We start from the raw sequence: 18800 nt of genomic DNA on the forward strand, positions 1-18800 counted from the left end.
CCCCCGACCATGCCCGCTACCATTTCCCCACTGCCGAGCCATCGCTGGCGCGCGCTGCGCGCCGTTTGCGGGCGCGAGCTGCGCAAGTACCTGCGCCAGCCCGGGCGGCTGCTGTCGTCGCTGGTGCGCCCGCTGCTGTGGCTGCTGGTATTCGCCGCGGGCTTCCAGAATGCACTGGGCGTCGCGATTGCGCCGCCGTACGACACCTACATCGAATACCAGGTCTATGTCGCGCCCGGGCTGCTGGGCATGATCGCCCTGTTCAACGGCATGCAGTCCTCGCTGGCCATGGTGTACGACCGCGAGATGGGCGTGATGCGGCTGCTGCTGACCGCGCCGCTGCCGCGGGGCTGGCTGCTGGGCTGCAAGCTGGCGGCGGGCACGCTGCTGTCGCTGCTGCAGATGGCGGCGTTCCTGCTGGTGGCGGCGGCGTTCGGCATCCGTTTCGCGCCGCTGCACCTGCTGGCCGGCCTGGGCGCGATGACGCTGGCGGCGCTGATGCTGGGCGCGCTGGGCCTGCTGCTGTCGGTCCATGTGCGCCAGCTGGAGAACTTTGCCGGGACCATGAACTTCGTCATCTTCCCGATGTTCTTCATCAGCTCGGCGCTGTATCCGCTGTGGCGCCTGCAGGAATCGGGCGCCGACGCGGTGTACCAGCTGGCGCGGCTGAACCCGTTCACGCACGCGGTGGAGGCGATCCGCTTTGCGCTGTACGGGCAGCTGGCGCCGCAGAGCCTGGCCATCGTCGCGGGCTGCGCCGTGGCGTTCTTCGCGCTGGCGCTGCGCGGCTATGACCCGCAGCGCGGCATGGCGCGCCGCGGGCAGCCGGCATGAGGGGCCGCCGGCACGGCATGGCACTGCTGGCGCTGGCATGGCTGGGGCTGGCCGGCACCGCTGCGCCAGCCGCGCCAGCCGCGCCCGGCACCGCTGCCGGAATCGCGCACCGCGACCCCATGCAGTCGCCGCAATGGGCCTGGATCCACAAGGCGCTGCTGCAGCAGGGCCCGGTGGTGTTCGACAGCCGCGTGCGCGTCACCGCCCCCGCCTTCGCCGAAGACCCGATGCGCGTGCCGGTTGCCTTCGACGCGTCGGCGCTGGGCGAGGTCGACCGCATCGTGGTGGCGGTCGACCGCAACCCGATTCGCCCGGTGCTGGTGTTCGAGCCGCTGCGGGTGCGGCCGTCGCTGTCGTTCCGGTTCAAGCTGGAGCAGGCCTCGCCGGTGCGGGTGGCGGCGCGCACGCGCGACGGCACCTGGCATGTCGGCAGCGCATGGGTCGACGCCGGCGGCGGTGGCTGCACCGTGCCCGGCGCCACCCGCCGCGACGGCAGCTGGAGCCGCACCCTCAACCGGGTCGAGGCGCGCGTGTTCCCGGGCCTGGGCCAGGGCCAAGGCGAGGCCGGCGCGCGCGTGCGGCTGCGCGTGATGCACCCGATGGACACCGGCCTGGTGGCCGGCATCCCGGCGTTCCATATCGAGACCCTGGTGCTGGCCGACGCGGCCAGGCAGCCGCTGTTGCGGCTGGCCTTGCACGAGCCCGTGGCCGAGAACCCGATCTTCTCGTTCGACCTGCGCGAGGCGGTGGTGCCCGGCATGACCGTGGCCGGCCACGACAACAACGGCAACCGCATCGCGGCGCGGGTGTCGCCATGAAGCGGGCGCTGCGGTTGCTGTTGCTGCTGCAGTGGCTGGCCACGGCTGCGGTCTGCGCGGCGCCCGCGCAGCCGCCCGACTACCGCCTGGCCCCGCGCGAGATCGCCGCCGGCGTGTGGCTGCTGGAAGGCGCCAATGCCGACTTCGCGCCGGCCAACGGCTGCAACATCATCAACACCGCCTTTATCGACACCGGCGACGGCGTGGTGGTGATCAACACCGGCCCGTCGCGCGAGTATGGCGAGCAGCAGCGCCGCGCCATCGCGGCGCGCACCGGCGCGCCGGTACGGCTGGTGCTGAACCTGAACCAGCATCCCGACTACTTCTTCGGCAACCAGGCCTATGCCGACGTGGGCGGCAGCGCGCTGCCCGGCACCATCGACGGCGCCCGCCGCGAAGGCGCCGCCTATGCCGACAACCTCTATCGCCTGTGCGGCGACTGGATGCGCGGCACCGAGCCCGCGCCGCCGGTGCATGCGCTCGCGCCCGGCCCCCGCACGATCGGGCAGCGCACGCTGGAGCTGATCCGCCTGGAAGGCCATACCGACGCGGACCTGGTGCTGCTGGACCGCGGCGCCGGCATCGTCTTTGCCGGCGGGCTGGTGTTCCGGCAGCGCATTCCGACCACGCCGCATGCACACCTCGGCCGCTGGCTCGACAGCCTGGCGCGGCTGCAAACGCTGATGGAGCAGAGCGGGGCGCGCCTGCTGGTGCCCAGCCACGGTCCCGCGCTGGGGGGCGTGGAGGCCATCGCGCAGACGCGCGCCTACCTGCAATGGCTCGACACGCGCCTGCGCGAAGCCGCGGCGCAGGGACGCGACCTGGCCGAGGTGATGGCGATGCCGGTGCCCGAGCCCTTTGCGCGCTGGGGCGCGCTTGCCGCCGAGTACCCGCGCAACGTGATCCATCTCTATCCGGCGCACGAGGAAGCCGCGCTGGGCCACTGAAACGGCTGGCGGCGGCTGTTCAATTCTGGCGCAGCTGCAACGCGGTGTTGCACGCTGGCGCGGGCCGCGGCCATGCGACCGGCCCGCCAGGCGCGTCAACAGGGCGCCAGCCTACTGGCATGGGATTTGCCATTTGCGTGCTGGTGTGTGTGGCGCAGTGGCGCACCAGGGAAATCCAAAACAAGAGAGGAGATGGCAATGAGGACGTTACGAGTAGGGCTGGCGGCCGCGGCAATCGCGGCCGCCGCGGCAAGCGTTGCCGCGCAGGCGGCGGTAAGCTCGGTAAGCGCGGTGAGCGACGCCATGATCGAGAACGACGCGAAGACCCCCGGCGACGTGCTGTCGTGGGGCATGGGGCCGCAGGGCCAGCGCTATTCCACGCTCGCGCGCATCAACACCAAGAACGTGGGGCAACTGGTGCCGGCGTGGTCGTTTTCGTTCGGCGGCGAAAAGCAGCGCGGACAGGAATCGCAGCCGCTGGTCCACGACGGCAAGATGTTCGTCACCGCCTCCTATTCCCGCATCTACGCGCTCGACGCGAAGACCGGGCGCAAGCTGTGGAAGTACGAGCACCGGCTGCCAGAAGGGATCATGCCGTGCTGCGACGTGGTCAACCGCGGTGCGGCGCTGTACGACAACCTGGTGATCTTCGGCACGCTCGACGCGCAGCTGGTGGCGCTGGATCAGGCCAGCGGCAAGGTGGTGTGGAAGGAGAAGCTGGAAGACTATGCGGCGGGCTATTCGTACACGGCGGCGCCGCTGGTGGCCAAGGGCCTGGTGCTGACCGGCATCTCGGGCGGCGAATTCGGCGTGGTCGGCCGCGTCGACGCGCGCGATGCCAGGACCGGGCAGCTGGTGTGGTCGCGGCCCGTGGTCGAAGGCCACATGGGCTACAAGTACGACAAGGACGGCAACAAGACCGAGATCGGCATGACCGGCACCCAGAACGCCAGCTGGCCCGGCGAGACGTGGAAGACCGGCGGCGCGGCGACGTGGCTGGGCGGCACCTATGATCCGGCAACCGGCCTGGCCTACTTCGGCACCGGCAATCCCGGCCCGTGGAACAGCCACATCCGCAAGGGCGACAACCTCTACTCGGCCTCGACCGTGGCGCTCGATCCCGCCACCGGCAAGATCGTCTGGCACTACCAGAACACCCCGAACGACGGCTGGGATTTCGACGGCGTGAATGAGTTCATCACCTTCGACCTGGACGGCAGGCGCATGGGCGGCAAGGCCGACCGCAATGGCTTCTTCTACGTCAACGACGCCCGCAGCGGCAAGCTGGTCAACGCCTTCCCCTTCGTCAGGAAGATCACCTGGGCCACCGGCATCGACCTGAAGAGCGGCCGCCCCAACTACGTGGCCGAGGGCCGCCCCGGCGATCCGGCCGCCGCCAGCGGCGAGAAGAAGGGCAAGTCGGTGTTCGCCGCGCCGGGCTTCCTGGGCGGCAAGAACCAGCAGCCGATGGCGTACAGCCCGCAGACCGGCCTGTTCTACGTGCCCGCCAATGAATGGGGCATGGACATCTGGAACGAGCCCATCAGCTACAAGAAGGGCGCCGCGTTCCTGGGCGCCGGCTTCACCATCCAGCCGCTGAACGACGACTACATCGGCTCGCTGCGCGCGATCAACCCCAAGACCGGCAAGATCGTCTGGGAGGTCAAGAACAGCGCGCCGCTGTGGGGCGGCGCCATGACCACCGCCGGCGGCCTGGTGTTCTGGGGCACGCCGGAAGGCTACCTGAAGGCCGCCGACGCGAAGACCGGCAAGGAGCTGTGGCAGTTCCAGACCGGCAGCGGCGTGGTGGCACCCCCGGTCACGTGGGAAGAGAACGGCGAGCAGTTCGTCGCCGTGGTGTCGGGCTGGGGCGGCGCGGTGCCGCTGTGGGGCGGCGAGGTGGCCAAGCGCGTGAATTTCCTGGAGCAGGGCGGCTCGGTGTGGGTGTTCAAGCTGCACAAGAGCTGAACAGGTAACGGGTGACACGGCCGCGCGCACGCCATGGCATCGCCCGATGCCATGGCGCGCGCGGGACACGGTAGCAACAGCATCGGATAGGGGTACAGGTATGAAGAAGGAATGGATGGCGCTGGCGGCGGCCGGCGCGCTGCTGCCGGGCGCGGCGCTGGCCGCCACCGCGGAGGAAATGCAGGCGCTGGCCGACAAGAGCGGCTGCTTTTCCTGCCATGGCATGCAGTCGAAGCTGGTGGGGCCGGGGTTTGCCGAGGTCGCGGCGCGGTACAAGGGCGACAGCCAGGCGGCCGCGTCGCTGGCGAAGAAGATACGGGAGGGCGGCAAGGGGGCGTGGGGCAGGATCCCCATGCCGCCGCATGGCAACCTTGGAGAGGACGATGCGAAGAAGCTGGCGCAGTGGGTGCTCGGCGTCGGCTGAATCGGGTCGGTGCGCGGGCGGCGGGCGCTGTGTCGGCCGCGGCCCCGTCGCCGGCGCGCGCAGCCGGCGCAAGACCCGCTTGCGGCGCCACCGGCGCTGGCGCTGACTCAGTCCTGCCGCGGCCGCCCGCTCAGGCGCATTGAGTTCCCGTCAGTGCGAAACACCAGCGGATGCTCGCTCGCCCGCGCGGCGGCGAGCCGGCCCTGCAGCACGATCTCGCGCAGGCGCCCGCGCGCGGGGGCCTGCGCGCAGGCGGGATCGGTCGCGGCGGCATCGCCGGTGACCAGGAAGGCCTGGCACCGGCAGCCGCCCAGGTCTGCCTCGCGATGCTCGCACGACTGGCACGGCTGCGGCATCCATTGCGTGCCGCGGAAGCGGCGGAAGGCGTCGCTGTGGTGCCAGATGTCGCGCAGCGTTTGGTGCCTGACGCTGGGCAGGGCCAGGTCCGGCAGCATGCGCGCCGCATGGCACGGCAGCGCGGTACCGTCCGGCGCCACGCCGAGGAAGGTGGTGCCCCAGCCGTTCATGCATTTCTTCGGCCGTTCCTCGAAATAATCCGGCACCACGAACAGGATCTGGCATTGCCTGCCGATGCGCGCGCGGTACTGCTGCACCACGGCCTCGGCCTCGCGCAGCTGCTCGCGGGTCGGCATCAGCGCCAGCCGGTTCTGCCAGGCCCAGCCGTAGTACTGCGTATTGGCCAGCTCCAGGTATTCGGCGCCCAGCTGCAAGGCCAGCTCGATGATGGTGCCGACGTGCGGCAGGTTGTGCCGGTGCAGCACGCAGTTCATCACCATCGGATAGCCGTGCGCCTTGATCAGCCTGGCCACGCGCTGCTTCAGCTCGAACGTGCGGGTGCTGGACAGGAAGTCATTGAGCTCGCGCGTGGAGTCCTGGAACGACAGCTGGATATGGTCCAGCCCGGCCTCGCGCAGCGCGGCCAGGCGGGTATCGGTCAGGCCCACGCCCGAGGTGATCAGGTTGGTGTAGAAGCCGAGGCCGTGCGCGTGGCGCACCAGCGTCTCCAGGTCCTTGCGCAGCAGCGGCTCGCCGCCGGACAGGCCCAGCTGCACCGCGCCCAGCGCGCGCGCCTGGCTGAATACGTCGCACCACTGCGCCGTGTCCAGTTCCTCGGCATGCCGTGCATAGTCGACCGGATTGGAACAGAACGCGCAGTGCAGCGGGCAGCGGTAGGTCAGTTCCGCCAGCAGCCACAGCGGCGGGCCGGGTGGCGCCGGCTCAGACCAGCCAGCCGCGTTCGATGGCATGTCTGACAAAGGCATGGACCTCCGGCGCGATGCCCTGCACGCCGAAGGCGGCCTGCAGGTCGTCGATCAGCATGTCCAGCGTATGGTGGCCGTCGCAGCGCTGCAGGATGGCGGCGGCGCTGTCGTTGAGCGTGACCATGCCTTCCGGGTACAGCAGCACCCAGCTCTGCTGCGATGCCTCCCACTGCAGGCGGAAGGTCCGGTGCAAGGTCGGTGTGGCGAGGTCTTGCGTGCTGGCTGTCATGGGTGGGCGAGCTGGACCGCATCGAGCATCGACCACAGCACGTCGAGCTTGAACTGCAGGATATCAAGGGCGCGCTGCTGGGCTGCGGCGCTGCGGAAGTAGTCCAGCGTCACGCGCAGGCCGTGGTCGACGTCGCGCTGCGCCAGCGGGATGCGCGAGCGGAAATAATCCAGGCCGCCGGCCTCGATCCACGGATAGTGCGTGGGCCAGCCGGCCAGCCGCTCCTGGTGGATCTTCGGCGCGAACATCTCCGTCAGCGACGAGCACACCGCCTCCTGCCACGGCGCGCGGCGCGCGAAGTTGACATAGGCGTCGACCGCGAAGCGCACTCCGGGCAGCACCTGCCGGTGGTTCAGCAGCGCCTCGCGCTCCAGGCCGACGGCCTCGCCCAGCCGCAGCCAGGCCTCGATGCCGCCGGGCCGGGTGTCGGTGCCGTCATGGTCCAGGATGCGCACCACCCATTCGCGGCGCGTGGCGCGGTCGGGGCAGTTGGACAGGATCGCGGCATCCTTCAGCGGAATGCTGGCCTGGTAGTAGAAGCGGTTGGCCACCCAGGCGCGGATCTGCGCGGGCGTGCATTCGCCCGCGGCCATGCGCTGGTTGAACGGATGGTGGATGTGGTAGCCGCTTTCGCGGGCGCGCAGGCGCGCCTCGAACTCGGCCGGGGTCCATGCAACGGTGGCTGTCATAGCGCGATTTCCATGCCGTCGTAGGCCAGTTCGATGCCGTGCCGGGCCAGCTCGGCATGCTCGGGCGAGTCTTCCGCCAGCACCGGATTGGTATTGTTGATGTGGATAAGGATCTTGCGCGTGGCGGGCAGCCGGTCCAGGACTTCGATCATCCCGCCCGGCCCGGACAAGGCCAGGTGCCCCATGTCGGCGGCGCTGCGCGTGGAGAATCCAAGCGCCTGCATTTCATCGTCGCGCCAGAAGGTGCCGTCGACCAGCACCACGTCGGCGCGGCGCAGCTGCGCGAACACGTGGTCGTCGACCTGGCCCAGCCCGGGCGCATAGAAGGCGCTGCGACCGCTGCGGCGGTCTTCGATGCGCAGGCCGATGTTGTCGCCCGGGCGCGGTGCGCGCCGGTTGGGCGAGTAGGGCGGGGCCTTGCTCTGCAGCGGGATCGCGGTCAGCGCCACGCCGTCCAGCGGCGGCACCGTGAACGCGGAGCCGTCGCAGGGCAGCGAGTGGCGCTGCAGGCCGCAATAGTGCGACAGGATGCAGGTCAGCGGGAACGCCTCGGCGAGGTCTTCGAGCACGCTGGCGGTGGCATAGAGCGGCAGGGCCTGGCGGTGTTCGCGCAGCATCAGCAGGCCGGTGACGTGGTCGATCTGCGCGTCCATCAGCAGCACCGCGGCAATCGCGGTGTCGCGCGCGGCGCGCGCGGGTTGCAGTGCGCTCGCCTGGCGCAGCTGCTGCAGGATATCGGGCGAGGCGTTGACCAGGACCGCTTCGGGGCCGTCGCCGCTCAGCGCGATCGACGATTGCGTGCGCGCGGTGGCGCGCACGGTGCCGCGGCGCACGCCGTCGCAGTTGCGGCAATTGCAGTTCCATTGCGGGAAGCCGCCGCCGGCGGCCGAGCCCAGTACCCGGATGGTCGTCATGGTGCGAGCGCGCGAGGGTGGGTCACGCCTTTGCCGCGCAGGCGCCGCACCGGCGCCTGCCTGCGCAAAGGCCGGGCCGGTCAGCGGTTGGCGATATACATCGTGATTTCAAAGCCGAGCCGCAGCTCGGTGTAGGCGGGCGTGGTCCAGGTCATGTCGGTCTCCTCGGGTGGCATGGTTAGTGAATGTCGTCGCGGCATGGCAGCGTGGCTGCCGCGATGCCCTGAAAGGCAACAACCATGCCCGACCTGACCAACAACCGCGACGTCTTCTACCTGCACACCCCCGACGCCCAGCGCCTGCACGTGCGGCTGTGCGGCTCGCCCCGGGGCGAGCCCTGGCTGGTGCTGCATGGCGGGCCGGGCAGCGGCTGCGCGGCGTCGATGGCGGCATGGTTCGACCTGCGGCGGCACCGCGTGGTGCTGCCCGACCAGCGCGGCGCCGGCGGCTCGACGCCGGCAGGCAGCCTGCGGCGCAATAACGTGGGCGCGCTGCTGGCTGACCTCGAACAGCTGCGCGCGGCGCTGGGCATTGCGCGCTGGGGCGTGGTGGGGGGCTCGTGGGGCGCGGCGCTGGCGCTGGCCTACGCCGCGCGCTGCCCGCACGCGGTGGCGGCGCTGGTGTTGCGCGGCGCTTTCCTGACCGGGCGCGACGATGTGCTGGGACTGTTTGCGCCGCGCCCCGGCGGCGGCATGCTGCGCCGCGTCGCGCCCGCGGGCGAGCGGCTGCCCGGGGCGCGTGCCCGGCTGCTCACGGTGTCGCGACTGCTCCAAAGCGGGACGGTTGTTCAAAAACGGGACACCGCTGCCGCGTGGCGTCGGGCGGAGCTGGCCAGGCTTGGCCTGAGGGGCTTCGCGCAGGGACGCCGGCAGGGCGCGCGCGAACAGCTGGCCACGGTACGCAAGTACCGCATCCAGGCGCACTACCTGCGCCACCGCGCCGGGCTGGGCAAGCCGGCCCTGCTGCGCGCGGCGCGCGAAATTGCCGCGCACGAGATGCCGGTGACGCTGCTGCACGGCCGCGCCGACGCGGTCTGCCGGCCCGCCAATGCCCGCCGGCTGCGGCATGCCATGCCGGCCGCGCGGCTGCAATGGGTGGACAGCGGCCACGTGGCGGACGGCGCCATGCGCGCCGCGCTGGTGGCCGCGATCCGCGATCGCGCCTGGCAGCGTTGATGGCCGCCACGCGACGCGGCTTTCTCGGGGCCACGCTGGCGCTTGCCCTCGATCCCTGGCAGCCCGCCGCCGCCGGCGCGCGCGTGACGCTGGACCCGCTGCAGGCCGGCGTCTACGTCGCCCGCGCCCACAATGCCGAAGCCATGCGCGCCAACGCCGGCACGGTGGTGCCCAGCGTGGTCCATGTCACGCGCGCGGGCGTGCTGGTGGTCGATCCCGGGCCGCACGCGGCATGGGGCCGCGCGCTGCTCGGAGCGATCCGCGCGCTGACGCCGCAGCCGGTGCGCTGGGTGGTCAACACCCACGCGCATCCGGAGAATGTGCTGGCCAACGCCGCCTTTGCCGGGCTGCGGCCGCGGCCGCGGTTCCTGGCGTCGGCCGCCACCGCCGCGTTGATGCGGCAACGGTGCGCCGACTGCCTGGCGCGCCTGGACGCGCAGCTCGGGACCGCCGCCATGCGCGGCGCCGTGATCGTGTTGCCGGAGCCGGCGCTGCAGGACGGCGGCTGGCTACATACCGGCGCGACCGCGTGGCAGGTGCACGTGCACGCGCCGGCGCACAGCGCGTCGGATACCGCGCTGTACGCGCCGCAGCTGCGGCTGCTGTGCGCGGGCGGCCTGGCATACCGCGAGCGTGTGCCCGAGATGCAGGAAGCGTCGCTGCAGGGTTGGCGCCATGCGCTGCGGCAACTGGCCGCGTTGCCGGCAGACAATGTGGTGGCAACGGCGGCCGGCACGCCCGCGCAAACGCTGGTGCCGACGCTGGCCTATCTCGATGCGCTGGCCGAAGGCATCGGCGCCGCGCTGGCCGCGGGCCAGGATGCCTCGCATGCCGTCGAAGCCGTGGCGGCGGGGCCGTTCCGGCACTGGCGCCATTTCCAGGCGCGCCATCCGCTGAACGTGCAGCGCGCCTGGCGCGAGCTAGAGGACCTGTGGATGCGCGGCGAGCCGCCGGCCTGAACCTGCGGCCGGGTGTCAGCCGGCCTGCTGCGGCAGCGCGCGCGCCTCCTCCATCTTGCGGTAGACCGTGTTGCGCGAGATCCCCAGCGCCTTGGCCGCCGCCGAGATATTGCCGTTATGGGCCCGGACCGTGGCCACGATCGCCATCGCCTCGACCTCGGCCAGCCGCGTCGGCTGCCCGCTTGCGGGCATTGGCACGGCCGGTGCGGCCGCGCACGCCGGCGGCTCGCGCAGGTCGTCAAGGAAATCGTCGGGCAGGTGGTCCTCGGTGATTTCGGCTTCGCCTTCGGCCATCAGCCGCGCGGTGCGCAGCAGGTTGCCCAGCTGGCGGATATTGCCCGGCCAGTGGTAGCGGCGGAACAGCGCCATCACCGCCTCGCTGATGCGGGGTGGCTCGCCGGCCGCGTGGCCCCCGTGGTCATGGCGCAGCAGCTTGCCGGCCACCACATCGAGGTCGCTGCGCTCGCGCAGCGCCGGCAGCCGCACCACCAGTCCGTTGAGGCGGTAGTACAGGTCTTCGCGGAACTGCCCGTTGGCGACCAGCTCGCGCAGGTTGCGGTTGGTGGCGCACACCACCGAGACGTCGATATGGATCACCTTGCTGCTGCCCAGCGGCGATACCGCGCGCTCCTGCAGCGCGCGCAGCAGGCGGCCCTGCAGGTGCAGCGGCATGTCGCCGATTTCATCGAGAAACAGCGTGCCGCCGTTGGCCAGCAGCATCTTGCCGATGCCGCCCTTCTTGCGGGCGCCGGTGAAGGCGCCTTCCTCGTAGCCGAACAGTTCCGACTCGATCAGGGTCTCCGGGATCGAGGCGCAGTTCACCGCGATGAAGGGGCCGGTGCGGCGGGCACTGTCGGCGTGGATGGCGCGCGCCATCAGCTCCTTGCCGGTGCCGGTTTCGCCCAGCACCATCACCGGGATGTCCTTGCCGATGACCTTGCGCAGCTTGCCGATCACGGCGCGGATCTGGGCGTCGCCCGTGTCCAGCTGATCCAGCCCGGGCGAGGGCGCCGGGCCCGCGGCCAGGGCGCGCGGCGCCGCCGTGGCCCCGTGCGCGGCCGCGTGCGTCACCGCGTGGCGCGCCTCGCCGCCGGCGGGCAGCGCGGCCGCCGGCGACTTCCATTCGACCCGCGCGCAGACCTTGACGCCGCTGGGCAGGGCCAACTGGACGATGCCCGCATGGGCCGCGCGCGCCGTGTCGAACAGCTGCGACATCGACAGCCCGAACAGCGAAGAGAAGGTGTGCGCCTGCAGCGCGCCGTTGGACAGGCCAAGCTGGAACTGCCCGCTGCGGTTGGCCGACAGGAAGCGCCCGCCGGGCGTGAAAGACACGATGCCCTCCACCAGCGTGCCCAGGAACTCGGCGCGCGAATGGAAGCGGATGCATACCATGTCGCGGAAGGCATTGCCGAACAGCTGGTTCTCGATCATCTGCGCCGACATCCGCACCAGCGCCATGGTGTGCTTGTGGAAGCTGCGCTGGTCGCCGGTCACGTCCAGCGCCCCCACGGTCTTGCCGTACGGGTCCAGGATCGGCATGCACGAGCAGGTCAGGAACTGGTTCGCATGCAGGTAGTGGTCGTCGCCGTGGACCAGCGTGGCGCGGTTCTCGGCCAGCGCGGTGCCGATGGCGTTGGTGCCGCGGCGCGCCTCCGACCACTCGGAGCCGGGGCGCAGCGAGATCTTGTCGGCGCGGGCGAGGAAGTCGTCGTCGCCCATGGCGTGCAGGATCAGGCCGTCGGCGTCGGTCAGCACGATCATGCTCTGGGTGTCGACGATCTGCTCGTGGAGCGTCTCCATCACCGGCAGGGCATAGGCGAACAGCGACTGGCTGCGTTCGATCCGGGTCTTCAGCTCGCTCTGCAGCACGGGGCAGAAGTCGGGCGATTCATAGGGGCGCAGGCCGTAGGACTCCGAGCGCTGGTGGGCCTGGGCAATCAGCTCGGCGCGCTCGGGCTGCCCGGCATCGACGGGGGCGGCCGCTTGCGGACGGGCCGGGTCCGGCTGGATGGTCATGTCTCGGTCTCCTGTGTCAATCCGCCCGCGATCTTTGCGCGGGTCGCTGCCGGCCGCGCCAGGGGCGCGCTCGACAGTGTTGCGTGGTGAAGCAAAACACTTGCCAGGGTGTGGCATTCCGGGACACCGCGGCGTTGCCGGGGCCGTTCCAGCCCGGCAAACGCGGCATTTGCAGCGCGCCGCCGCGTTGGTATGGCTCTTGCGGAAACGGGGCAAACAAAAGCCAGCCCCATCACTGTAGGAGACATCCATGAAAACGCAGCGCCGCCTGCTCGCCTTGCTCTCGCTTTGCGCTTCCCTGACCGCTTTTTCCGCCGGCCCGGTGCTGGCCCACGGCGATGTCACGCCCCAGGCCGTCGATACCAAAGCGTTACCACAGCTGGGCGACGAATGGCGTCCGGACAATCCCTATCGCACCGGCGAAGCGCACAAAGAGGCGCTGCGCATCGGCTCGTCGGCCTACAACCAGAACTGCGCGCGCTGCCACGGGCTGGAGGCCGTGTCGGGCGGCATTGCCCCCGACCTGCGCAAGCTCGACGGCGACTGCGTCGCGCTCGCCGATGCCAGGAAGAAGCAGGCCTGCCAGAGCGAGATCTCGCAGTTCTACACCACCACCGTGCGCAAGGGCCGCACCCGCGACGGCCGCGTCTACATGCCGCCGTTCGACGGCGTACTCAGCCAGGAAGCGGTCTGGGCCATCAAGACCTACCTGGAATCGCGTCACGAGTAAGCGCCGCGCCCGCGCCTTCCTGCCCGGTGCCCCCACTTGAAGCCCGGGCCCCTTGGTCTACCTGGAGAGATGCCAATGCCTGCCAGCCCTGTCCGCGGCCCGCGGCTTACCCCGTCCGCCTTGCCGGCGCCCGTGCCGCACCTGCGGCGCTGGCTCGGCGGCCTGCTGCTGGCCGCCGTCGCGCTGCTCGGCATGTCGCCGGCGCACGCCGACCTGGCCCGGATCCGCCAGGCCGGCACGCTGAAGGTGGCGGTGTACAAGGGCCTGCCGCCGTTCTCGTCGCTGGCCGGGAGCCAGTACGCCGGCATCGACGTGGCGCTGGCGCAGGCGCTGGGCAAGGCGCTGGGCCTGTCGGTGGCGCTGATGCCGTTCGATGCCGACGAGGACATGTCGGACGACCTGCGCGCGATGGTCTGGCGCGGCCATTACCTTGGCTACGGGCCGGCCGACGTGATGCTGCACGTGCCGGTCGACCGGGCCTTCATGCGCGCCAACGACAAGGCGCTGATCGTCGCGCCCTACTACCGCGAGACCTTCGTGCTGGCGCAGGACCGCGAGCGGGTGCGCGACGTGCGCGGCCTGGAAGACCTGGCCGGCCAGCCGACCGGCGCGGCCGCGGGCTCGGCCGGCGCCAATGCGCTGCTGTCCGCGGGCGGCGGCGCGCTGCGCGACCAGGTCAGGATCTATGCCGAGGCCGGCGCGGCGCTGAACGCGCTGTTTGCCGGCGAGATCGCCGCGGCGCTGGTGACGCGGGCCCAGTACGAAAGCGCGCTCAAGGCCGGCGGCCGCGCCGCCGGCCGCTATGCCGCCACCGACATCAGCGCGCCGCTCCTGCCACCGCGCGGATGGGCCGTCGGCATGGCGGTCAAGGCGGGCGAGCGCGAGCTGGCCGAAGCGCTGGAGTCGGCGCTGGACAAGATCCGCGGCAACGGCGAGCTGGCGCGCATCTTTGGCGGCTACGGGGTATCGATGCAGGCGCCTTGAGCGCCGTGAGGGGCCCCGCAGCCCGCGGCCCGCGCGCCCCTCGGACACGCCGGCACGCCCGCCGGCCGTTGTAAAGAATGCATGCGATCCGGCACCGGATCGGCACGACACCCGCGCAAAGCCGGCGCGTGCCTGGCCGCCAGGCGCGCCCCGGGCGGCGCTCTGCCGGCTGCATGGCGCCAGGCCGGGCATTCCCGCGGCCCATCGCCACGGCAGGAACGGGAATTGCGGGGGCAGGGCAGTATCGTCACTACCGGTGCCGCGATGCCTTCCTTCCCCTCGGTTCTGCTGTCCTCGCCCCGCGCGCTCTACGGGCTGCTGCGGGATACCGTCAACGCCTGGGTGGACGACTACGCGCCCAGCATGGGCGCGGCGCTGGCCTACTACACGGTGTTCTCGATCGCGCCGCTGCTGCTGATCGTGATCTCGGTGGCGGGCGTGGTGTTCGGGCACGAGGCCGCGCGCGGCGAAGTGGTGGCGCAGCTGCAGGGGCTGCTCGGCCCGGAAGGCGCCAAGACCGTGGAAGCGATGCTGCTGGCGGTCAGCAAGCCGGCGGCCAGTGCGCTGACGGCGGTGGTCGGCGTGGCGGTGCTGCTGGTGGGCGCGACCACGGTCTTCGCCGAGCTGCAGTCGGCGCTGGACCGGATCTGGGAGGTGCCCGAGCGGCGCAAGAGCTCGGGCATCTTCGCGCTGCTGCGCGCGCGGCTGCTGTCGTTCGGCATGATCCTGGGCATCGGCTTCCTGCTGGTGGTGTCGCTGCTGCTGAGCGCGGCGATCTCCGCGCTCAACCGCCTGTGGGGGCCGCTGTTCGGGGCCGAGGAACTGATCGCCCATGTGCTCGACACCGTGGTCAGCCTGGTGCTGATCACCGTGATCTTCGCCATGATCTACAAGATCATGCCGCGCGCCAAGGTGCGCTGGCCCGACGTGTGGCTGGGCGCGGCGGTGACGGCGCTGCTGTTCACGCTGGGCAAGTTCCTGATCGGCCTGTATATCGGCAAGAGCGGCGTGGCCAACGGCTACGGCGCCGCCGGCTCGCTGGTGGTGCTGCTGCTGTGGGTCTACTACTCCGCGCAGATCTTCCTGCTGGGCGCGGAATTCACCTGGCAGTACGCGCGCCGCTACGGTTCGCGCCGGCACGAAGCGGCGGCCCAGGCCGAGGCCGAGCGCGCTGAGTCGCAGTCGCAGTCTCAGCCGCCGCCCAGCGCGACCGCAAACAGCGCCGCGATCAAGGGCCGCTCCTTGCGCACCGCCAGGCAGCACAGGGAATAGTCGATCGACAGCAGCGGCTCGTCCACCGGCACCACCTGCAGCCCGGGCAGCGGGATGCATTCGATCTGGGTCACGAAGCTCAGCCCCATGCCGCTCGCCACCGCATGCAGGATGGCCTCGCGGCTGTTGATCTCCATCGCGCAGTGCAGCGCCACGCCTTGCTGCGCGCAGGCGCGCTCGACGCGGTCGCGCGTCTTCGAGCCGGCTTCGCGCAGGATCACGGGCTCGCCCGCGAGGTCTTGCAGCGTGACCGACGCGCGCGCGGCCAGCGCATGGCCCGCCGGCATCACCGCGACGATGCGCTCCCTGCGATAGGGCGCGATATGCAGGCCCGCGACCGGGTCGGGCTCCGCCAGGATGCCGACGTCGATGTCGAAATCCTGCAGCCCGCGCAGCACCGACGCCTCCGAGCCGATCGTGACGGTCAGCTCCAGCGCCGGGTGCGCGCTGCGAAACCTGCGCGCCAGCCCCAGCGCGATCGGCGGTGATACCGCGCCCACCCGCACCAGCCCGGTCTTGAGCTTGTGCGCGCTCTGCAGGAACTGCATGGCCTCTTCTTCCTGCCCGAACAGTCCCTGCGTGATCGCATAGAGCCGCTCGCCGGTCTCGGTCAGGCGCACGCCGCGCCCGCTGCGCAGGAACAGCTCGACGCCGAAGCGCGTCTCCAGCGCCTTGACCTGGTCGGTCACGGTGGGCTGCCCGATATGCAGGTACTGCGCCGCGGCGGTGAAGCCGCCGGTGCGCGCCACCGCGTGGAAGCAGCGGATCGACTTGTAGTACTGGTGGAACATGAATGGGATGGGGGCTGGCCGCCGCTTTAGCGGCGTGTCCGGCGAGTCTCCCACAGCCGTGCGCCGATGCGTACAGGGTTTCCCCGAGGCCCGCGCGGCGCCGCGGCGATCCATCGGTTTTGGCGCACCCGGACGTCAAAGATGCGATTGGACCGGGGGTTTGGCGTCTCCCACACTTCTGGCAACCCGGCGCGCGGCACCGGCCGCCGCCAAAGCTACCCCAAGCCAGAACACAGGAGACTCCCCGATGCCCCATGCCTACCACAACCCCGTGTCGATCCACTGCGGGGCCGGCGCGCTCGACCAGTTGCCGGCCCTGCTGCACGGCCGGCGCGCGGTGGTCGTGACCTTCCCCGAAGCGCGCCAGCTGGGTCTGGTGGCGCGGCTCGAGGCCCTGCTGGGCGCCGACCTGGCCGGGCTGATCGAAGACGTGCAGCCCAACCCGGACGTGGCGCAGCTGTCCGGCCTGTACAACCGCTTCTGGGAACACGCCGACCGCTGCGACGCCATCGTCGCGGTCGGCGGCGGCAGCGCCATCGATACCGCCAAGGCGCTGATGGTCGGCACCCGCTCGGGCCGCTTCGATTCGCTGATCAGCCTGCTGGCGAGCGGCAAGTCGTTTACGCCGGCGCAGGTCAAGCCGCTGATCGCGGTGCCGACCACTGCCGGCACCGGCAGCGAAGTCACGCCGTGGGCCACCATCTGGGACGCGGCGAACCAGAAGAAATACTCGCTGCACCTGCCGCAGACCTGGCCCGAGGCGGCCATCGTCGATGCGCAGCTGATGCTGTCGGTGCCGCGCGGCACCACCATTGCCACCGGCCTCGATGCGCTGTCGCACGCGCTCGAATCGATCTGGAACGTCAACGCCAACCCGGTCTCCGACACCTTCGCGGTGTCGGCGGTCGAGGACATCTTCGAGACCCTGCCGCAACTGGTGCAGCAACCGGATGACCTGTCGCTGCGCGAGCGCATGGCGCTGGCCGCACTCAAGGCCGGACTGGCGTTCTCCAACACCAAGACCGCGCTGGCGCATTCGATCTCTTACGAAATGACGCTGCGCCACGGCCTGCCGCACGGCATTGCCTGCTCGTTCACGCTGCCGATGGTGCTGGAAAAGGCGTGGGCATGCCGCCCCGACCGCGACCGCACGCTGCAGCGCCTGTTCGGGCCGTCGCTGGCCGCGGGCCAGCAGCGCCTGCGCGCATTCCTGCAAGGGCTGGGCGTGAAGACCGAGTTTGCCGACTACGGCGTCAGCGACGACGAGGCCGGCGCCATGATCGCGCGTGCGCTGGACGGCGCGCGCGGCAGGAACTTCATCGGCGCCGTGCCGGCGTAGCGGTTCCCCACGGCCGGTGTTTACCCGGCCACACGAGCCCGGCAGACGGGCCGACAATACAACAGGAGACAACCATGGAAACAGCCGACCGCATCCAGGTGGGGGCGTTCGTCGCCCCGGCCGAGCAATCGTTCCGGCGCGCGCAATGGCGGATGCTGCTGGCCGCCATGTTCTGCTATTTCTTCTTCTACACCGGGCGGCAGACCTTCGGCTTTGCCATTCCCGGCATCCAGCAGGAGTTCGGCCTGTCCAAGGAAGCCCTGGGCTGGGCCTCGACCTGCCTGCTGTGGTGCTATGCCATCGGCCAGGCCATCAACGGCAACCTCGGCGACAAGTTCGGCGGGCGCCGCGTGATGACCGCGGGCGCGATCCTGTCGTGCGCGGCCAACTGGGTGGTCAGTTTCGCCGTGGGCTTCAAGAGCCTGGCGATTCCGTGGGGCATCAACGGATACTTCCAGGCGCTCGGCTGGGCGCCGGGCAGCCGGCTGCTGTCGAACTGGTGGGGCGCCGGCGAGCGCGGCAAGGTCTACGGCTTCTATGTGTTCGCGGCCGGCTGCGCCTCGGTGCTGTCGTTCGTGACCTCGATCGTGGTGGTGAACATCCTGCATCTGGACTGGCGCTGGATCTTCCGCCTGCCGGTGCTGCTGATGCTGCTGGGCGGCATCACGTTCTACCTGGTGGTGCGCGAGCGTCCGGAGGACCTTGGCTTCAAGTCGCCCGATACCGGTGCAGCGAAGGGCGAGGATGCCGAGCCCCGCGCGAATGTGGAAACCGATGCCGATGAAAGCTCGTGGTCGCGCTACAAGGCCGTGCTGCGCAACCCGCGCCTGCTGATCGCCGGGTTGTCGATCGGCTTCCAGAATGCCGCGCGCTATGGCCTGATCGTCTGGGTGCCGGTGCACTTCCTGGGCAAGAACTGGAAGAGTGCCGAGACGCTGATCGACCCGGCCTGGATCTCGGTGGCGCTGCCGGTGGGCATGGCGTTCGGCGCGCTGTCCAACGGCTGGATCTCGGACCGGCTGTTCGGCTCCAGCCGCAGCAAGGCGATCATGCTCTACATGGTGCTGGGCGCGATCGCGTCGATGGTGATGTACCAGCTGCCGACGGGCATGGGCGCCATCGTCGCGCTGTTCCTGGCCGGCTTCTTCGTCTATGGCCCGGCGTCGTCGTTCTGGGCGCTGTGTCCGGACCTGGTTGGCGCGAAGCGCGCGGGCACGGCCACCGGCATCCTCAACTTCTTCTCCTACCTGCTCGCCGGCCTGGGCGAGCCGCTGATCGGCCGCATCCTGGACCAGTCCGGCAATACCTCGCTGGTGTTCCCGATCGTGGCGGCCAGCTGCATGATCAGCGCCGTGATCGCGGCCTTCATCCGCCGCTGAGCAAGCGGGGCCGGCACCGCGCCGGCCCGCCTGCGACGGCCGCATCGTC

19 protein-coding genes are annotated in these 18800 nt (G+C 70.7%); 12 read left to right on the forward strand and 7 right to left on the reverse strand.

Annotated elements, in window-relative coordinates; all coding sequences use genetic code 11:
* Nucleotides 1–9: 9 nt before the first annotated feature.
* The 5 genes from CBM2594_RS18050 to CBM2594_RS18070 all read left to right on the forward strand — a co-directional run bounded on the left by CBM2594_RS18050 (nt 10) and on the right by CBM2594_RS18070 (nt 4991).
* Complete coding sequence (locus CBM2594_RS18050; protein WP_232346664.1) at nt 10–834, forward strand: ABC transporter permease; 825 nt, start codon at nt 10–12, stop codon at nt 832–834.
* Complete coding sequence (locus tag CBM2594_RS18055) at nt 831–1652, forward strand: quinoprotein dehydrogenase-associated SoxYZ-like carrier (RefSeq protein WP_116358192.1); 822 nt, start codon at nt 831–833, stop codon at nt 1650–1652. The genes CBM2594_RS18050 and CBM2594_RS18055 overlap by 4 nt, the downstream gene beginning before the upstream one ends.
* Nucleotides 1649–2599, forward strand: a complete 951-nt coding sequence (locus tag CBM2594_RS18060) for a quinoprotein relay system zinc metallohydrolase 1 (RefSeq protein WP_116358193.1) — start codon at nt 1649–1651, stop codon at nt 2597–2599. Before CBM2594_RS18055 ends, CBM2594_RS18060 begins: the two co-directional genes overlap by 4 nt.
* A 198-nt stretch (nt 2600–2797) precedes the next feature.
* Nucleotides 2798–4567: a PQQ-dependent methanol/ethanol family dehydrogenase gene (locus CBM2594_RS18065; protein WP_116358194.1), complete on the forward strand. Its 1770-nt coding sequence runs from the start codon at nt 2798–2800 to the stop codon at nt 4565–4567.
* 100 nt (nt 4568–4667) lie between these two features.
* Complete coding sequence (locus CBM2594_RS18070) at nt 4668–4991, forward strand: c-type cytochrome (RefSeq protein ID WP_116358195.1); 324 nt, start codon at nt 4668–4670, stop codon at nt 4989–4991.
* A gap of 107 nt (nt 4992–5098) precedes the next feature.
* On the opposite strand, the gene pqqE is transcribed toward CBM2594_RS18070, so the two are convergent.
* The 5 genes from pqqE to pqqA form a co-directional block, all read right to left on the reverse strand.
* Entirely contained in the window at nt 5099–6259 is a 1161-nt protein-coding gene (pqqE, locus tag CBM2594_RS18075) for a pyrroloquinoline quinone biosynthesis protein PqqE (RefSeq protein WP_198048215.1), read from the reverse strand.
* The gene (gene pqqD, locus CBM2594_RS18080) at nt 6231–6503 is read right to left on the reverse strand and encodes a pyrroloquinoline quinone biosynthesis peptide chaperone PqqD (RefSeq protein ID WP_116358197.1); all 273 of its coding nucleotides are present in this window, start codon (nt 6501–6503) and stop codon (nt 6231–6233) included. The genes pqqE and pqqD overlap by 29 nt, the downstream gene beginning before the upstream one ends.
* The gene (pqqC, locus tag CBM2594_RS18085; RefSeq protein WP_116358198.1) at nt 6500–7192 is read right to left on the reverse strand and encodes a pyrroloquinoline-quinone synthase PqqC; all 693 of its coding nucleotides are present in this window, start codon (nt 7190–7192) and stop codon (nt 6500–6502) included. Before pqqC ends, pqqD begins: the two co-directional genes overlap by 4 nt.
* On the reverse strand, nt 7189–8106 hold the full coding sequence (pqqB, locus tag CBM2594_RS18090; RefSeq protein ID WP_116358199.1) for a pyrroloquinoline quinone biosynthesis protein PqqB: 918 nt from the start codon (nt 8104–8106) through the stop codon (nt 7189–7191). Before pqqB ends, pqqC begins: the two co-directional genes overlap by 4 nt.
* An 80-nt stretch (nt 8107–8186) precedes the next feature.
* Complete coding sequence (pqqA, locus tag CBM2594_RS18095) at nt 8187–8261, reverse strand: pyrroloquinoline quinone precursor peptide PqqA (protein ID WP_012355514.1); 75 nt, start codon at nt 8259–8261, stop codon at nt 8187–8189.
* Nucleotides 8262–8345: 84 nt separating this feature from the next.
* Here pqqA and CBM2594_RS18100 point away from each other — a divergent pair, with 84 nt between their 5' ends.
* Both CBM2594_RS18100 and CBM2594_RS18105 read left to right on the forward strand, forming a co-directional pair.
* Entirely contained in the window at nt 8346–9281 is a 936-nt protein-coding gene (locus CBM2594_RS18100; protein ID WP_116358200.1) for an alpha/beta fold hydrolase, read from the forward strand.
* A complete protein-coding gene (locus CBM2594_RS18105; RefSeq protein WP_116358201.1) occupies nt 9281–10240 on the forward strand; it encodes an MBL fold metallo-hydrolase in 960 nt (319 codons plus the stop codon). Before CBM2594_RS18100 ends, CBM2594_RS18105 begins: the two co-directional genes overlap by 1 nt.
* Before the next feature lie 15 nt (nt 10241–10255).
* On the opposite strand, the gene CBM2594_RS18110 is transcribed toward CBM2594_RS18105, so the two are convergent.
* On the reverse strand, nt 10256–12256 hold the full coding sequence (locus CBM2594_RS18110) for a sigma-54-dependent Fis family transcriptional regulator (protein WP_116358202.1): 2001 nt from the start codon (nt 12254–12256) through the stop codon (nt 10256–10258).
* A 250-nt stretch (nt 12257–12506) separates the two neighbouring features.
* Between CBM2594_RS18110 and pedF the strand changes: the two genes are divergently transcribed.
* From pedF to CBM2594_RS18125, 3 genes are all read left to right on the forward strand, one after another.
* Nucleotides 12507–12986 (forward strand): cytochrome c-550 PedF, encoded by a 480-nt coding sequence (pedF, locus tag CBM2594_RS18115; RefSeq protein WP_116358203.1) that lies wholly within the window; start codon nt 12507–12509, stop codon nt 12984–12986.
* A 75-nt stretch (nt 12987–13061) separates the two neighbouring features.
* Nucleotides 13062–13970 (forward strand): substrate-binding periplasmic protein, encoded by a 909-nt coding sequence (locus tag CBM2594_RS18120; protein WP_116358204.1) that lies wholly within the window; start codon nt 13062–13064, stop codon nt 13968–13970.
* A gap of 264 nt (nt 13971–14234) precedes the next feature.
* The gene (locus CBM2594_RS18125) at nt 14235–15242 is read left to right on the forward strand and encodes a YhjD/YihY/BrkB family envelope integrity protein (protein WP_116358205.1); all 1008 of its coding nucleotides are present in this window, start codon (nt 14235–14237) and stop codon (nt 15240–15242) included.
* On the opposite strand, the gene CBM2594_RS18130 is transcribed toward CBM2594_RS18125, so the two are convergent.
* Nucleotides 15161–16033 carry a LysR substrate-binding domain-containing protein gene (locus CBM2594_RS18130; protein WP_116358206.1) on the reverse strand — a complete coding sequence of 291 codons (873 nt, stop codon included), beginning with the start codon at nt 16031–16033 and terminating at the stop codon, nt 15161–15163. The two genes, CBM2594_RS18125 and CBM2594_RS18130, sit on opposite strands and share 82 nt — an antisense overlap.
* 247 nt (nt 16034–16280) lie before the next feature.
* Here CBM2594_RS18130 and psrA point away from each other — a divergent pair, with 247 nt between their 5' ends.
* Both psrA and CBM2594_RS18140 read left to right on the forward strand, forming a co-directional pair.
* A complete protein-coding gene (psrA, locus tag CBM2594_RS18135) occupies nt 16281–17372 on the forward strand; it encodes an iron-containing alcohol dehydrogenase PsrA (RefSeq protein WP_116358207.1) in 1092 nt (363 codons plus the stop codon).
* A 74-nt stretch (nt 17373–17446) separates the two neighbouring features.
* Nucleotides 17447–18751 carry an MFS transporter gene (locus CBM2594_RS18140; RefSeq protein WP_116358208.1) on the forward strand — a complete coding sequence of 435 codons (1305 nt, stop codon included), beginning with the start codon at nt 17447–17449 and terminating at the stop codon, nt 18749–18751.
* Nucleotides 18752–18800 lie beyond the last annotated feature (49 nt).

Origin of the sequence: Cupriavidus taiwanensis (genome assembly GCF_900249755.1) — a bacterium.
GTDB lineage: Bacteria > Pseudomonadota > Gammaproteobacteria > Burkholderiales > Burkholderiaceae > Cupriavidus > Cupriavidus taiwanensis_D.

Coding starts and splice junctions, on each gene's coding strand:
- CBM2594_RS18050 (WP_232346664.1), top strand. CDS start 10: ATGCCCGCTACCATTTCCCCACTGCCGAGCCATCGCTGGCGCGCGCTG.
- CBM2594_RS18055 (WP_116358192.1), top strand. CDS start 831: ATGAGGGGCCGCCGGCACGGCATGGCACTGCTGGCGCTGGCATGGCTG.
- CBM2594_RS18060 (WP_116358193.1), top strand. CDS start 1,649: ATGAAGCGGGCGCTGCGGTTGCTGTTGCTGCTGCAGTGGCTGGCCACG.
- CBM2594_RS18065 (WP_116358194.1), top strand. CDS start 2,798: ATGAGGACGTTACGAGTAGGGCTGGCGGCCGCGGCAATCGCGGCCGCC.
- CBM2594_RS18070 (WP_116358195.1), top strand. CDS start 4,668: ATGAAGAAGGAATGGATGGCGCTGGCGGCGGCCGGCGCGCTGCTGCCG.
- pqqE (WP_198048215.1), bottom strand. CDS start 6,259: ATGCCATCGAACGCGGCTGGCTGGTCTGAGCCGGCGCCACCCGGCCCG.
- pqqD (WP_116358197.1), bottom strand. CDS start 6,503: ATGACAGCCAGCACGCAAGACCTCGCCACACCGACCTTGCACCGGACC.
- pqqC (WP_116358198.1), bottom strand. CDS start 7,192: ATGACAGCCACCGTTGCATGGACCCCGGCCGAGTTCGAGGCGCGCCTG.
- pqqB (WP_116358199.1), bottom strand. CDS start 8,106: ATGACGACCATCCGGGTACTGGGCTCGGCCGCCGGCGGCGGCTTCCCG.
- CBM2594_RS18100 (WP_116358200.1), top strand. CDS start 8,346: ATGCCCGACCTGACCAACAACCGCGACGTCTTCTACCTGCACACCCCC.
- CBM2594_RS18105 (WP_116358201.1), top strand. CDS start 9,281: ATGGCCGCCACGCGACGCGGCTTTCTCGGGGCCACGCTGGCGCTTGCC.
- CBM2594_RS18110 (WP_116358202.1), bottom strand. CDS start 12,256: ATGACCATCCAGCCGGACCCGGCCCGTCCGCAAGCGGCCGCCCCCGTC.
- pedF (WP_116358203.1), top strand. CDS start 12,507: ATGAAAACGCAGCGCCGCCTGCTCGCCTTGCTCTCGCTTTGCGCTTCC.
- CBM2594_RS18120 (WP_116358204.1), top strand. CDS start 13,062: ATGCCTGCCAGCCCTGTCCGCGGCCCGCGGCTTACCCCGTCCGCCTTG.
- CBM2594_RS18125 (WP_116358205.1), top strand. CDS start 14,235: ATGCCTTCCTTCCCCTCGGTTCTGCTGTCCTCGCCCCGCGCGCTCTAC.
- CBM2594_RS18130 (WP_116358206.1), bottom strand. CDS start 16,033: ATGTTCCACCAGTACTACAAGTCGATCCGCTGCTTCCACGCGGTGGCG.
- psrA (WP_116358207.1), top strand. CDS start 16,281: ATGCCCCATGCCTACCACAACCCCGTGTCGATCCACTGCGGGGCCGGC.
- CBM2594_RS18140 (WP_116358208.1), top strand. CDS start 17,447: ATGGAAACAGCCGACCGCATCCAGGTGGGGGCGTTCGTCGCCCCGGCC.